Origin of the sequence: Halobacteriovorax sp. (assembly GCF_041587335.1) — a bacterium.
In the GTDB taxonomy this organism is placed as follows: domain Bacteria; phylum Bdellovibrionota; class Bacteriovoracia; order Bacteriovoracales; family Bacteriovoracaceae; genus Halobacteriovorax.
Window position 1 is genome coordinate 1 of the sequence record NZ_JBFGYP010000069.1, and the last position, 15,548, is coordinate 15,548.

General features: G+C 35.5%; 10 protein-coding genes. 6 read left to right on the top strand and 4 right to left on the bottom strand.

Annotated elements, in window-relative coordinates:
- Nucleotides 1-46 precede the first annotated feature (46 nt).
- From ABX784_RS10545 to ABX784_RS10565, 5 genes are read left to right on the top strand one after another with little or no spacing between them, the layout of a single operon-like run.
- On the top strand, nt 47-628 hold the full coding sequence (locus tag ABX784_RS10545; RefSeq protein WP_372654999.1) for a tetratricopeptide repeat protein: 582 nt from the start codon (nt 47-49) through the stop codon (nt 626-628).
- A gap of 9 nt (nt 629-637) precedes the next feature.
- Nucleotides 638-1,414, top strand: coding sequence for a motility protein A (locus ABX784_RS10550; RefSeq protein WP_372655000.1), 777 nt, complete (start codon nt 638-640; stop codon nt 1,412-1,414).
- A gap of 1 nt (nt 1,415) precedes the next feature.
- A complete protein-coding gene (locus ABX784_RS10555; RefSeq protein ID WP_372655001.1) occupies nt 1,416-2,090 on the top strand; it encodes a flagellar motor protein MotB in 675 nt (224 codons plus the stop codon).
- On the top strand, nt 2,080-3,741 hold the full coding sequence (locus ABX784_RS10560; protein WP_372655002.1) for a hypothetical protein: 1,662 nt from the start codon (nt 2,080-2,082) through the stop codon (nt 3,739-3,741). Before ABX784_RS10555 ends, ABX784_RS10560 begins: the two co-directional genes overlap by 11 nt.
- Nucleotides 3,722-4,258, top strand: a complete 537-nt coding sequence (locus ABX784_RS10565) for a hypothetical protein (RefSeq protein WP_372655003.1) — start codon at nt 3,722-3,724, stop codon at nt 4,256-4,258. The genes ABX784_RS10560 and ABX784_RS10565 overlap by 20 nt, the downstream gene beginning before the upstream one ends.
- On the opposite strand, the gene ABX784_RS10570 is transcribed toward ABX784_RS10565, so the two are convergent.
- Nucleotides 4,259-7,924, bottom strand: coding sequence for a hypothetical protein (locus ABX784_RS10570; RefSeq protein ID WP_372655004.1), 3,666 nt, complete (start codon nt 7,922-7,924; stop codon nt 4,259-4,261).
- Nucleotides 7,925-8,082: 158 nt separating this feature from the next.
- Nucleotides 8,083-9,108, bottom strand: coding sequence for a class II fructose-bisphosphate aldolase (gene fbaA, locus ABX784_RS10575; RefSeq protein ID WP_372655005.1), 1,026 nt, complete (start codon nt 9,106-9,108; stop codon nt 8,083-8,085).
- A 205-nt stretch (nt 9,109-9,313) separates the two neighbouring features.
- Between fbaA and ABX784_RS10580 the strand changes: the two genes are divergently transcribed.
- The gene (locus tag ABX784_RS10580; RefSeq protein WP_372655006.1) at nt 9,314-11,362 is read left to right on the top strand and encodes a thiamine pyrophosphate-dependent enzyme; all 2,049 of its coding nucleotides are present in this window, start codon (nt 9,314-9,316) and stop codon (nt 11,360-11,362) included.
- Between the two features lie 44 nt (nt 11,363-11,406).
- Here ABX784_RS10580 and ABX784_RS10585 read toward each other — a convergent pair whose 3' ends face one another.
- Complete coding sequence (locus ABX784_RS10585) at nt 11,407-12,981, bottom strand: methyl-accepting chemotaxis protein (RefSeq protein ID WP_372655007.1); 1,575 nt, start codon at nt 12,979-12,981, stop codon at nt 11,407-11,409.
- A gap of 189 nt (nt 12,982-13,170) precedes the next feature.
- A complete protein-coding gene (locus ABX784_RS10590; RefSeq protein ID WP_372655008.1) occupies nt 13,171-15,402 on the bottom strand; it encodes a CHASE2 domain-containing protein in 2,232 nt (743 codons plus the stop codon).
- Nucleotides 15,403-15,548: the final 146 nt, after the last annotated feature.

The following is a 15,548-nucleotide window of genomic DNA, read 5'->3' on the forward strand; positions in this document are numbered from 1 at the left end:
ATCTTCTTCACTTATTCTTGAGGTTAATTTATGTTAACTTTATTGCATGAAGAACTTAACTTTTTTAACTTTCCTTTTATTTTCAGCATGTAGCGGCACCGGGATCGTTAAAATAAAAACTGTACCAAATAGCGCTACTATTAAAATTATTAAGAATGACGGCGAGATTACTGATTTAGGAACATCTCCTTTAAATGCATCAGTGTCAGAAGTATTCAAAAACTCTAAGTATATTCATCTTTTAATAGAGAAGGATAACTATAGGCAGGAGAGAGTTGTTCTTAGTAGACCATATTTAGATACCACCTTCGACTTATCTATTAAGCTAAATGAATATTTAAACAATAATAAGTTTGAGGAAAATCTAGAAAAAGTTAGTATTAAAATTGCTGAAGTGTATAGAAAAATCAAAGGTGGGGAACTCTCTTCGGCCTATAAAGATTTAAAAAGCTTACAAGAGGAATTTCCAAAGCTTTCCATTGTTAATGATCTACTCGGTAATATCTCATACATGAATGGCAATTATGAAGAGGCCAGAAAGTTCTATATTAGAGCAGATGCAATTCAGCCAAATAACTTTGAAAGAGCGGCCATCTTAAAAAAGATAGATCGAAAGATAATTCGATAGGAGAGAAATGTGAAAGTCGTTATAGGTATGATTTTAGCAAGCTTTGGCCTTTGGGCATCAGCTGAACATTTGGGACAAAATATTGCTCAATACTGGGATGTCGTTGCATTCCTTATGGTTATTCTAGGAACCATTTCTGTTGCAGTGGTAACACTTCCTACTTTGAATTTAAAAACAATTTTTAGAGAGATTTTAAATTCAGTTTCTTTTTCTAATAAGAAAAGAGAAAAAGCGATTGCAAATAGTGTTGAAGTGTTGAACATGAATTATCCAACTGAGAAAACAAATAGGCTAGATAAGACAATTCTAAGAGATGGTATAGAGCTTGCTAAGTTAGGGTTTGATTCTAAAAGCATTGAAAATATCTTAACTGAAAGGGTTATTAACTATTCTCATGATTGTAGATCAATATCTTCTTGGTTAATTGGTCTTTCAAAATATCCACCAGCATTTGGATTAGCGGGAACTATCTTTGGTTTAACAAATTTAATGAGAAGTCTTTCTCAAGGAGCTGACCCCAAAGAAATTGGTCTATCAATGGCAATTGCTCTCGTTGCAACTCTATATGGTGTATTGCTCTCTAACTTATTTATCAATCCTATTGGTGAGAGAATAAAAAGTAATATTGCTGAGAATGAGATACTTTGCGAGATATCAATCAAGACTATCTTAATGCTAAAAAGTAAAACAAACTTATTAGAAGCGCAGGAAGTTTTAAACGGATACCTTGTAAGCTCAAATAAAAGGTATGACTTTCTATCAAATAAACTTTTAAAGGCGTCATAAAATGAACTCTTCAACAAAATTGCTTCGAAGTAAGCAAGAAGATGACGATAGCCATGGGAGTTGGGCAATTAGTTATGGTGACCTTGTTACTATATTGCTATCTTTTTTTATTTTATTTTTCTCTACTGATTTTGGTGAAAAGAGTAAGACTCAATTGGATAACTCTCTTGTTGAAAGTGTTGAGGGAACGCTCTCTTTAACTGATCCAATCAATAAAATCGTTGTTGATGATAGTATTCAAATTAAAAAAATAAATAAAGATAACTTTTTAATATTTTTTAAAAATATTAGTTTTTTCGATAGTGGGAGAGTTACTCCTAATGAAAAATTTCATAATTTAATGACAAACTTTTCAAATAAAGTATCGCCTTTTTTATCTAACTATAAATTAGTAATACACGCCTATACTGACTCATCTCCTGTAACAAAGAAAAGTAGATTTAGAGATAATGTTGAACTTTCAGGCTTAAGGGCGATTGCTGTAAAGTCAGAGCTTGAGAAGATAGGGATAGATGCAAATAGAATGGAAATCAGTGGCAAAGGCGTTCTTAGTCGTAAAGTTATAGAGTTCATGGGTATATCTCTCAATGATAAAAGTAATGTAAAGAAACTTCAAAGGACAGTAGCATTTGTCGTTAGAAGAGATCAGAGTTTAGGAGACCAAAATGAAAAGTAATATAATACTTATATTATTAGTGTTCTTAGTTTCGAGTGTTACTTTGGCCAATGGCCGAGTTGTGGAAGTTGAGAACTATATTAGATTAAATACACAAGAATATATGCGTGCTTCATACCCTAATACAAAGTTTAGTGTCGAAGTTAAAGTGAATCCTAGAAGAGTAAAAACAGCATCTAGCGAGAAAGATGTGCTACCTTTCTTTAGCTCTACAACGACTGAAAGTCTTGATTTTTGGGATGATCCAAATAAGACAGTTTTTCAATTAATGGGAAAGATACGTTCAGTTAAGCTGAAGATTAACTTTCTAGACGATATAGAGATAAGTAATAGAGACCTATTTAAAGAAAGAATTTTGAGATCTATTGGACTTATTCCTGGCAGAGATTCTGTCGATATCTATATAGAACCAAAAAACTTATTAAATAAGAGTTTGAGTAATATAGTACTTAGTGAAAAGAATATTGGTTTTATGATTATTGCATTCTCACTACTATTTGTATGTATTGTAGCATTTATATCATTTAATAAGTTTCTTCGAATTAAAGTTGATTCTCAAACTGGAAAGAGTGTAAGTTCAGGAGAAAATGATATTCAAGGACCTAGTGTGATGCCTTCACGTCTTACACAAGCAAACCTTGATAAAGGCTCCTCAATGGAGAAGATTTCTTTCTCTGATCCAACAAGCTCTCTTGGAATGATACAAAGTAAAATATTAGAAATCTCTAAGTCAGGAACCTTTCCAAATCTAAGAGATATGCTTACTTTTGATAAATTAATTAATGAAAACCCTAGATCATTTAGTTATTTAATCTTTGAATTTTCGCAGAAAGATCAAGACTTAGTTTTTAAGAAAGGAAAAAATGAGAAGTGGTACACTGCTTTTTCTAATGCTGGAGAGCTTGATAGAGATATTTTTTATATACTAGATACTATGCTTCGAAATAGAGACTACTGCGAAAATGAAAAGTTTGAAAGCTTGATTATACAGTGTTGGAGAATGGGGGATAAGCTAGCTGGGTTCTTAAAGGATATAGATCGAAAAGACTCTCTCTCTATTTTATCTTATTTGCCAAAGTACATCTCAGTTCCAATTGCGCGTGAAATATTTCCTGGTGCTTGGGGAGATGTTTTAGCAGAAAAAACAAGTAATAACCAAATGGACACTGCTAGAATAGAAAAGTATATGCAACAGTCTATACGCCTTTACCCTGAACTTGATAAAAGGTCGCTATCATTATTTAGAGATCGAAAAGATCTATTATCTTATCTTAAGATGTGTGAGGTTGTAGAGGAAGAAGAGGTATATAAAGTTCTAGGGGAAGATTCAGCATTTTATAATGTTCGTCCACCTTTTTATAAGTTCTTTCAGATTGACGATGAAATAAAAAGAGTCATCTTTGAAGCCTTTTCATTATCGGAGTGGGCTATAATGAATTTCAATATCTCAAGAGATTATAGAAAGAAAATGAATATTATATTGAGTGAAAAAGAAAGGTACCTATTGGGGATTCATCTTAAGGCCTTAGATTCAAACCCTCCAAAGCTTTCAGTTAGAGGGGAGCTAAGAGAGTCTGTGGGAAGGGTTATACATGAACAATATATTTCTAATGATAATGTAAGGAGCATTCATGAAGAAACTGCTGCTTAGTTTTTTGTTAATATCTACGAATGTACACGCAGGGAAGTTTGGACTTACTACAGGCTATTACTCTCTATCTTCAAAAAGCACTACAAGTGCAGCTTCTGTTTCTTCAATAAGTAGTTATAACTTATTTTACTTTCATGAAATTAGACCAAATATTGTAGCTGATATTAGCTATTCTATTTTATATGAAAAAGTTATGGGTGGAGATAGTAGTTATGGATTTAATATAGGTGTTAATTACTTTCCTTTTCAAACAGCTACCGAATCTGTAACTTTAGATAACGTACAGATTAAATCTAGCTCTCACTTTAGTCCCTTCGTGGGATTAGGTTTTCATCAGAGACAATATCAATCGATACGTAGTGCATATTCAGGGCCAGGTATTAAAGTTGGCACTATCTATGGCCTACGTAGATCCTTTGATTTGATAGGTGAGTTTAGATATATTCGCTTAAGTGGTCCAGTGTCAACAACAGCTACTGAATCATCTCTCAATGTAGGAATAGTCTTTAATTATTAATTACCACCATTTCTTTACCATCAATATCGTATTGTTTGTATAAATACTTATATAGAGATTCCCTTCGTTATCAAAGGTAAGACCAGTTGGTTCTGCTATTGTTATTGAAGTCGCTGGCAGGCCCTCGTACTCATTCAAGTCTGGTAGTTTTCCTTTGACTGTTGAAGCACTCGATTTTCCTATTCTTATTGTTGGGATACCCGTTGTACGTGATATGCAAGTAACACTATTTTCATAATTATCACCATCACCATTTCTCCCTTGAGAGTAACAAATTTGATCTTCAAAGGTTACGACATCACTCAAATAATTAATAGATGAAACGACCTTTTGAACTTGACCAGGCTCAATATCTACTCCTGCAACTGTCATTGTTGAACTCGATAGATTTGCATATTTTATGGCAGAGTTTGTCGTTAATACTCTCTCTGTAATAAACATATTTCCGTCACTTCTAACTGTTGCTTCAGAGTCTAGTGTGATATTTCCAGGATAATTCAACTTAGCGGTTGCAAAGTCACCAGACACATCACCATTAGAGTTACATATACCTATTTTACTAGTTATGAGACCTGATGAATCGACTTCTTGAATACAGTGAGAATTATTGTTTGCAACATATAGCTTTGATAGATCCTCTGTTACAACTACGCCTCTAGGTTCATATAGTCTAGCTTGCGTAGAATCATTATTTTCATAGCTCGACTGCCATGTTGAACAACCAAATGTATAATTTCCTGCAACCGTAGAAACTTTTTGATCATTAATTGTTTGCCCAAATACAGTTTTAGTTTCTCCGCTTATATTTGCAACACGAGCAACACATGTTCTATCGCTGGTATCATTATTTGTTTCAAAGTCTGTGTAGAAAATTAAATTATCATCCGGCATACTTTGAAGACCACCTAAGTTTCTAGTATAGACTTGTGAGATACTTTCTGGGTTTGTATTGGCAACTCCACTTTGACCTCGACCTACAACACTACTGAGAATACCTGTTGTTAAGTCAATTTTTCTTATTCTATAGTTTCCATTATCATTAAAATAAATAGAGTTATCACTACTGTTAAAGCTCATACTTCCTGGTCTATTAATCTTTACTTCATTAAGATTCTTATCAATCTCTCCGTCGTATCCACCGTGTGAGCTTGATACAAATAGATCTCCTACATCACCATTTGTTTCTGTTAGCTCTAGTGTTCCAATTGTGTAATTAAGCCTATCCGCTACAAAGAGAGTAGAGTTATCCACATAGACTCCAAATGGTCCATTCACATATGTTGATGTGAAGGCCGGCTTAACTCTTGAATAGTCAGCGTTTCCATCTCCAAAGACATTATTATACATTTTCCCCGGGACTGTTCTTCCTCCAATAGTTTGATCAGTTGCCAGGTTATTTAAAAAGATAACTCTTCTGTCATTATAGTTTGATATGAACCATCCCTCTAAGGCAGTTCCATTCATTTTCAGAGCGAGACTATAAGTTCTTAATCTTCCTCCTCCATCATTCCAAGCTCTGTTAATTGTATTTCCACAGCTATCATTTCTTGTAAGTCTTTTAGAAGTATCAGAATTTAGAACGACATCTCCGTCAAAGTAGGATTCAGTGTCACCGTAACTAAATGCCATGACCTCACATCTTTCTAGATCAGCACCGTAGAGTATTTTCTTCCCTGGATGTTTAATTAATGAATACATTCTTCTTGTTCTAGCACTTCCTGAAAGTACTGTTGTTCCCTCAGTATTAGTTCCCTTCAATACAAATGTGTACCCTTTGTCCTCTGATAGCTTGTAGTACTTAATTGTCCCTTGGCCAGAGCTAGAATTTCCGTAACAAGTCACAAATAGTTTATCATCATCTTTATCAAGGACTAGATTATTAGGGTTTCTACACCTAGCACCCTTACGAGTTACTTCATTTGCGTTACTACCATTATATTGTCCAGCAAAGTAGGATGCGACTCCAGATGTTGTGACTTTTGTTATTCTATGGTTTGAATATTCCGCAATATATAAATCTCCTGTAGTACTATCAAACGCCATCCCTTTAGGATCATACAGAGGAAAGTTTCTTCCAGTTTGCCCATCAGTACCTGAGCCTCTTCCACCTGTTCCTACTATTACTTGTAACGCTCCACTTGGTACCTCTATATTTAAGACTGTCTTTGCAGAAGCTGTATCGTTATAAAACCATATAACATCTAAATAAGAGTCAGATACAAACCAACCCCCAGTAGGGTGCTTCAAAAGGTAGTCAGGGTATATTCTACTTTTTCCTTCTGAAACTTGAAGTCCACTTCCCATTCCTGGTAGTCCTGCTAATGTACACACTTCCCCTGGATCAAGGTTATTACATTGGTCACTCTTGTAATTGATATTTAAATTCCACGAAACTTCTACTGTTTCATATTGATCACTGACAATTGCTTTTATTACATGATCTCCAATAAGTGAGCTATCACATTCAGGGGAGAATGTTACATCTGATAGTATTGGATGAACGGCGGTATTATTTGTCTTGGATATTTTAGAATTTGGAAATCCGTCTAAGTACCAATCTATTGTGTATGTTTGACCAGGGTTTGAAAAATTTAAATCCTCAATAGTTAAATTAAAATTCTTACTAGAACTACAATTCATTTGTATTGTCTGTGTGTTATCAGGAGACTTAAATGTAATTGTTGGTTTAGAGTTCAAAATAACATTGAAGTCTTTACTAGCACTTGTTGAAAGAGAGTCTTCAACATTTGATGTAATAACATATGCACCTGGACTAAAGTCTCCTCCTGATATTGAACACGTTGATGAGTCATTACACGTAGCTATTGTGGAACCACCTGATATACTCCATTCATAAGAAAGAGGAGGGTTACCTGAAGCAGAGACTTGTAATGATTTTGATTCTGTACTCCTTATGACAATAGGATTATCAGTAGGTGAGAATGCATCTATGGTGGCAATATTTGGGTTCGTAACTATTACTGAACTTGAATAATCTTGGTATTCACCATTTTGATCTGTAACCCTAACAGTAATTGTATTGGTTCCAGATATAGAGCAGTTTGGAGTAAAGGTTAAAGAGGCCGAACTTAGGCCGCTACTACTGCTTATAAAAGTATTGTTTTCAGTATTATTTAAAAAATAAGAAAAATTTAAAGTATCAGAGTCTGCATCAAATGCAGATACACTCATAGAATAGCTTCCTGATACACAGTTAATAGTATTACTACCCTCTGAGTTTAGACTAATGGTTGGAGGAGTATTTTTTTGTAGGTTAAAAATATGAGAGGCCGTAGATATAGAATTCTCAGCTAATACCTCTAGTTGATGAGTTCCGCTCGTCACACTATTTGAGCTTACACTTAGAAATGGAGAATTAGATGATTGTAAAACCACATTGTTTATAGAAAAGGTAAAGTTAACTTCTCCCGCACCACTGGCCACATTGATACCAAATGTTTTCTCCTGGCCTGTTATTAAAACGACGGGATCACCAATTGGAGAAAAAGAATCAATAACTATCTCTTCGTCAGTTTGAGTATCTCCCTCATCTTGATTTAGGGAGCCAGTTTCTTCGAGTGCTGCGAAGCCTTCTCCTCCTGAGTTACAAGATGTTAAAGAGAGTGATAATAATAAAAAAAGTGAGATGATTCCTAACTGTTTCATTTTCAACTTAGTCCTAGTTTTTAATAGGTCTTTGAAACCTCTTTAATTACGTAACGGATCTTGTTGAAATTACTTTAAAGTTAAGAAAGTTAATTTTGTGTGGTAGTGAAAACAGGTAATTAGCCCCTCTATTTGAGGAGGGGCCAGGCATATTTTATTTACAGAAGAATTGATTTTCCATCTGACTTTAAGTCTCTACAAGCTTTTGCGATTCTTGCCGTCATATTTAATTCTCCGGCCTTCATCCATGCTCTAGGATCGTAGAATTTCTTGTTTCCTACTTCTCCCTCAATTTTTAACATAGCATCGTAGTTCTTAAACATATGGTCTACAATTGCACGAGAGTACTCGTATTGAGTATCTGTATCAATATTCATCTTGATTACACCATAACCAAGAGTTTCATGAATCTCGCTTAGCTCTGATCCTGAACCACCGTGAAACACTAGCCAATTTGTAGCATCTTCACCGAGCTCTTTAGCAATGGCTGCTTGTCCATCTCTTAAAACCTCTGGTCTAAGTTTTACGTTCCCTGGCTTATAAACACCATGAACATTTCCAAAAGTCGCAGCGTACATAAATCTACCAATTGGGCGTAGAGCTTTTGTCACTTCTACCATCTCTTCTGGGCTTGTATATAGTTTGTCTGCAGGAGCATCTTCGTTATTTACTCCATCTTCCTCACCACCAACAACACCTGTCTCAATCTCAAGAATGATTTCTGACTTAGCACATCTCTCGTGAAGCATTTTACTCATTTCAATATTTTCATTTGTTGGAAGTACAGAGCCATCAAACATATGTGAGTTGAAAAGGTTAGGTAGGCCTTGTGCTCTTCTTTTTTCAGTTTCTTCAATTAGTGGAATAAGAAATGAATCTACTTTCTCTGGGTGGCAGTGGTCTGTATGTAGTGCAATGCAGACGTCGTACTGCTCAGCCATTAAATGTACGTGTTGAGCAATTGAGATTGCACCAAGAACTTCATTTCCAACAGCTACTCCAGAAGCAAATTTTCCTCCACCTGTAGAAACCTGGATAATTCCATCTGATTTCATTTCTGCAAAAGCGGCCAGAGCTGCATTTGCTGTAGATGTAGATGTAACGTTAATGGCAGGGTAGGCGTAACCATTTTCTTTGGCCTTATCTAGCATTGCGCAATATTGTTCGTGTGTAGCGATTGGCATATATTCTCCTATAAAGTTTATTAATCATAAGCTTGATCTAACATTTAACCTTAAAACAGCTAATATTTCACCATGCATTGTGTATAAAAACGATATCTTTGTGCAAGGCGTACATTCGACAAGAGTTTCCAAACCCTTAGAAATATGGTTAAGTATTTACTTTCAAACACATGACAAATTTTAGAAATCCGTAGAGGAAATAACTATGCTTAACAAAAACGAATTAAATTATTCATTAAAGAAAACTGACAAAGCAACACTTAAGCAGTGGTACACACTGATGACAGTTGGAAGACTTATTGATCTTCGTGCTCCTAACTATCTAAAGCAGGCCATTGGTTGGTCTTATCATGCTCCATACGCAGGTCATGATGCTATTCAATTAGCAATTGGACAGGTGTTTACTCTAAATGAAGATCACCTATTTCCTTATTATAGAGATATGCTTACTGCTCTCTCTGCTGGTTGTACTCCTGAAGAATTAATCTTAAACGGGATTTCAAAAGCAACTGACCTTGCTTCTGGTGGACGTCATATGTCTAACCACTTTGCTAAGCCTGAGTGGAATATTCATAACGTATCTTCTTGTACTGGTAACCACACTCTTCACGCTGTAGGTGTAGCAAGAGCAATGAAGAGATATAAGCACACAGGTGTTGCTATTTCTTCTCAAGGTGAATCTTCAGTATCTGAAGGTTATTGCTACGAAGCTATTAACGGTGCAACTAATGAGAAGTTACCTGTAGTTTTCGTATTCCAAGATAATGGATACGGAATTTCAGTTCCAAAAAGAGATCAAACAGCAAATGAATTTGTTGCAGATAACTTTACTGGACTTAAGAATTTAAGAATTATCCATTGTGATGGAAAAGATGTTTTTGATTCTATGAATGCGATGAGTGCCGCAAGAAAGCATGCTATAGAAAACTCAGAACCTGTTATCGTACATGCAAAATGTGTAAGAATGGGATCTCACTCAAACTCTGATAAGCATGAACTATATAGAGATGAAAAAGAAATTGCAGACGCTGTTGCTCAGGATCCATATGCAGCTTTTAGAAAACTTTTAATTAGTGAAAAAATCTTCACTGAGAAAGAGTTAACTACTGTAGACGATGAGTCTAAGAAGTCTGTTTTAGAAGCTCACTCTCTAGCTATGAAAGCACCGAACCCTGCGCCAGAGTCTATCCATGATTTTGTACTTCCAGAGCCATATAAGCCTGAGAAGTATGTTGATGGAACTCACAATGAAGAAGGCGAGCCGATGAAGTTCATCGATGCTCTAAATGGTCAGCTTAAAAAAGAATTTAGATATAATGTAAATACTTTTATCTGGGGTCAAGATATGGCCAACAAAGATAAGGGTGGTATTTTTAATGTTTCTAAAGGAATGCAAGCAGAGTTTGGAAAAGAAAGAGTTTTCAATGGTCCAATCGCTGAAGATTTTATCTTAGGTACTGCAAATGGTTTCTCTCGTTTTAATAAAGACATTAGAGTTGTTGTTGAAGGTGCTGAGTTTGCTGATTACTTTTGGCCAGCGATGGAACAATATGTTGAGTGTTCTCATGACTACTGGAGATCAAATGGAGCCTTTGCTCCAAACATCCTAATCAGATTAGCTTCTGGTGGATATATTGGTGGTGGTCTTTATCACTCTCAAAACCTTGAAGGAAACCTTGCTGGTATTCCTGGTGTGAGAATTGTTTGTCCATCTTTTGCTGATGATGCTGCAGGATTAATTAGAACTGCAATGAGAAGTGAAGGACCAACATTATTCTTAGAGCCTAAGTCTCTTTATAACGCTAAACAAGCTATGGCGGTAGTTCCTGAGGACTTCGAAGTTCCATTTGGTAAATGTAGAGTTAGAAAAGAGGGAAGTGACCTTACTGTTTTAACTTATGGTAATACAACTCATCACTGTCTTGAGGCAGCTGAGCTTATTGCTAAAGAAGATGGTAAGAATATTGAAGTTATTGACCTTAGATCAATCAGCCCTATCGATGAAGAGGGGATTATCAAGTCTGTTTCTAAAACAAATAGATGTCTTGTTGTTCATGAAGATAAGGTATTCGCTGGATTTGGTGGAGAGCTTGTTGCCCTTATCAATGAAAAGTGTTTTGAGTCTCTAGATGCTCCTGTAAAAAGAGTTGGATCTGAGTTTACTCCTGTAGGGTTTAATAGAATTCTTGAAAAAGCAGTTCTTCCTAATACTGGTAAAGTTGTTGCCGCTATCAGAGAAACTCTAGCTTACTAATTAATACAAAAAATGGCAGAAGGGAGACCTTCTGCCAATATTTCTTAAGCTGCATTCTTTCCGTTAACTAATTCTCTCACTCGCTCAACAACAAGAATTAAATCATCAGCTTCTTTTTGAAGTTCCTTTGATGATGCTTCTGTACTTACAACGACATCGTTATTTTTATGAGAGACTTGATCGAGAAGTTCCATTGCTTTTGATATTTCATGTACACCCTGAGACTGCTCTTTTGATGCCTCTGCTATCTCTGCAACCTTGCGGTTAACATTATCTACGTTATTGATAATCTCATCTAATACAATCTTACACTCTTGTGCTCGATCTTTTCCTTTTGAGACTGCTATTTTTCCATCTTCTATCATCCGTTCCATGACTGATGTCGTACTAGAGACAATTCCTTCAACCTTTGTCATGCTACTCTCAATTAGCTCTCTAATCTCTTCTGATGCGTTACCAGACATATTAGCAAGTGCACCAACTTCTTCTGCTACTACTGCAAAGCCCTTTCCTGATTCTCCAGCTCTTGCTGCTTCAACTGAAGCGTTAAAAGACAGAAGCTTTGTTTGAAAAACTATATCGTTTATGACTTTAGTCTTATCATTTATATTTTTTATAATGTTTAAAATCTCTGTGACTTCATCATTTGTTTGTTGCATTCGGTTTATAACATTATCGTTGTTACTTGCGATTTCATCAATTGTTGTAAGCATCTCATCAACTCTTTGCTTACCATTACTGGCCGACTTTTGAGATTCTAATGACGTCGTTTTTGACTCTTCTGCTGATGTCGCATTTCTAGAGATCATAGCGTTGATCTCTTCAACTGAAGAAACAGTTTCTTGAAGACTTGAGGCCTGCTCTTGACTGGAAGATGCAAGGTTTTCACAATTATTCAAACTATCCTTTGCTCCCTTTGCAACCTCTTCTGAAGTTGAAAATAACTTATTGGCAATTTCTAGTAGTGGTTCGCGTATATTTTTCTTAACAATTAATGTCACTGCTAGAACAAGAATAATCATGGCAATTCCCACTTTGATAGAATCAGCTATCAGTATGGAATTTATTGTTGCTTGAACATCTTGGATATAGATTCCTGTTCCAAGAGTCCAGTCCCATTTTTCATTATATAAAACATAAGAGAGCTTAGGCACAAACTTATCTTTATCTTTTTTATCGTTCCAAATATATTGGAGAAAACCTGATCCATTGGCCTTAGCAATCTGAGCGAATAATACAAAAATATTTGCTCCTGCCTTGTCCTTAAATTCGGTCATATCTTTTCCAACAAGGCTGGCCTTTGGATGAGATATCAGTATTGGAGTAGAGTCGTTAACCCATAAATAGTCATCACCATCTTGACCATATCTTATCTTTGAAATAGTTTTCGCTGCTTGGTCTTTTGCTTGCTGCTCTGTAAGCTCCCCACTATCTACTTTTTCTTGATATTCTTCAATGACCTTCATTGCAGTCTGTGCAACGAACTCAATAGATAATCTCTTTTCTTTCATTAAGTTATCTGATGTATTTTGGTAAGATGAATAAATAGAAAAACCTGCAAACATTACAAATGGAATAACTACAATAAGCAGAATCTTTTGACCGATATTTAATTTCATGAAGAACCCCCAGTTACCTTTCGGGCAAGGTTCTGAATTGCTTATATAATTTAACCTTAAGAATTATACCATTTTATAGAATAAATAAGAATAAGTTATGAATGAAGTGAGTGTGTTCTTTGTCTTTTTAAAATATTTAAGATGTTACCCTGAAGGTACTAAGGAGGGCCCTTAGTACCTAGATGTTTTTTACTTTGAAGTAAGTGTATAAACTCCATCCCAATTTGGAGGTGGCGGAATCTCTTTAAATTCTTCACTTCTTTCTATATAAATTTGAGAAGGATTCTTCTTATCTTTAAGAAGAGGGAAGCGCTCATATTCAAGCTCTAGAGACACCTTAAAGCACTCTATTGCTTTATCCCACTCTTGGGCCTTGTAATGTGCTAGACCTTCTGCAAAGACCTCTTGAAGCTTAATCAGTAGTTCTGATGCATCCTCTTTCATTTCCAAAACTTCGTATGTTGTTACTGGTTCGGACTTACCAACAACTAGTATGGTATCCAATTCTCTAAATAAGAATAAGTCTTTGTCACAGTCTTCAAGAGTGTAATTAGATGTCTGTGTGAAGATACCGTATTGTTTTGCTGCCTCTTCCAATCTTGCTGCTAAATTTACGGAATCTCCCATCATTGTATAGTTCATACGTGAAGCCGATCCCATGTTTCCTGTAACGATCTCACCAGTATTTATACCAATTCTCATTCTCATCTCTTTGACAATTTGAGGCCATTTATCACCCTCTGAAACCCACTTTTCTCTTAGTTGTAATAGTGAACGCTGCATTTTTACTGCAACTCTCAATGCTCTAGTTGAGTGGTCTTCAAGTGGCATCGGAGCCCCAAAGAAAGCGATGATGGCATCACCTTCATATTTATCAAGTGTTCCTTTTTCTTCTAGTAGGATATCTGTCATGGCAGTTAGATATTCATTGAGTAGCTCAACAAGTTGAGTTGCCGATAGCTTTTCAGAAAAAGATGAAAAACTTTGAATATCTGTGAAGTAAGCAGTTCTTGTTCCACATTCTCCACCTAGAGAAGGGTGTTGACCTGAGGTGTACATTTCATCAATGAGTTCAGGAGATATATATGATCCAAAGGCATTCTTTAAAAAGGCCTTATCTTTGTTCGCTAGATAAAAGTGTAGAAAGGTGTTCCAAGAGTAACTACAGATAATCGAAAAGAAACAGAAGAAGAGTTTTACTTCATATCCTCTTGGTATTAAGTGATAGGTGTCTACGTAGTAGAGCCCCCCAATTAATACAATAGTAGAAACAATATCAAGAATAGCGTTACCAAAGAATTGAATTAATAAAATGATCAGTGATCCTCCTAGAAGGATTGCCCATGATATGAATGTTGAATTTTGCTGAGGTTTATAAAAGTTTCCATTGAGAAGCATATTTGTCATATTCATATGAAAGTATACTCCAGGTAGCATTGCATCCACCGGCGTATGTCTAAGATCATAAGCTCCATATGCACTGGCACCAACAAAGACAATTGTATTGTTGAAAATCTCTTTCATCTTCTCATCTTCAGGAAAAGACTTAACAATATCAGCAATACTTACTCGTGGAAATTGTTGTTCATTACCAAACCATCTTACGTTGGCCTCGCCTTTATAATTTAGCTCTATGTTTCCTGTCGCAAGCTTGAATTTATAATCTCCAATATTGAGCATCTCTAGAACAGGGCTATCTCCCGTGTAGTCCGTATATGCTTGAAGTGCATATGAGGGCATATAGAGAGAGTCAATATTTCCAACAAGCTGGTAATGTCTCATAATTCCATCGCTGTCAGCTTCAACTTGAATATGTCCTAAGCTAGCTTCGGTATTGAGAAGTTTCTCAATTGGCCAAACTGCTTTAGAGACTCTCTTTGGTTTTAACTCAATCCCTTCACTGTTTTTTGTATCTAGAACATAGTTGTATAGTTGATCTGGTAGTTCTTCGAATTGATCAGAACCTTGTGTATCTAGTGAGTATGGAAGGATAACTTTATTACCAGGGATTGATTGGAAATCTATAATTGATTGTGCCATGATATCATCGACAGAGGTTTCACCACAGCTCATACTATTTTCAGCAAAGAAAACATCGAAGGCAATAACTTTAGCGCCATATATCCTTAGTTTATCAATAACATTTGCCCAGGTTTGGCGACCTACTGGCCATTGGCCTAGCTCTTTTAGAGAGTAATCATCAATGTCTGCCATAACTAATTTCTTATCAAATTTCTTGGGGTCTAGAGTTTGCCTCATTCGAAAATCAAAAAATCTATTTTCAAAAAAAGTTGTATAAGAGATTTTTTCTTTGATACTAGGATCTTCAATATCTCTCTCTGTAAGTGAGAAAAATACACTTAGTGAAGAGAAAGATATTATGATGATAAACCCTAGGTATTTTATGATTTTAGACCACATAAAAAACCTTTCTCCTTATTAGAAGGAGTATTTGATAGATGAAGTTGTTACGTGTTTTGAATAATCGTAATCAGACTTTATTGAAGAGTTCTTTGTATAACTATATCCAAATGAATATTTAAAATTACCTGTAACTTTCTTTGTTA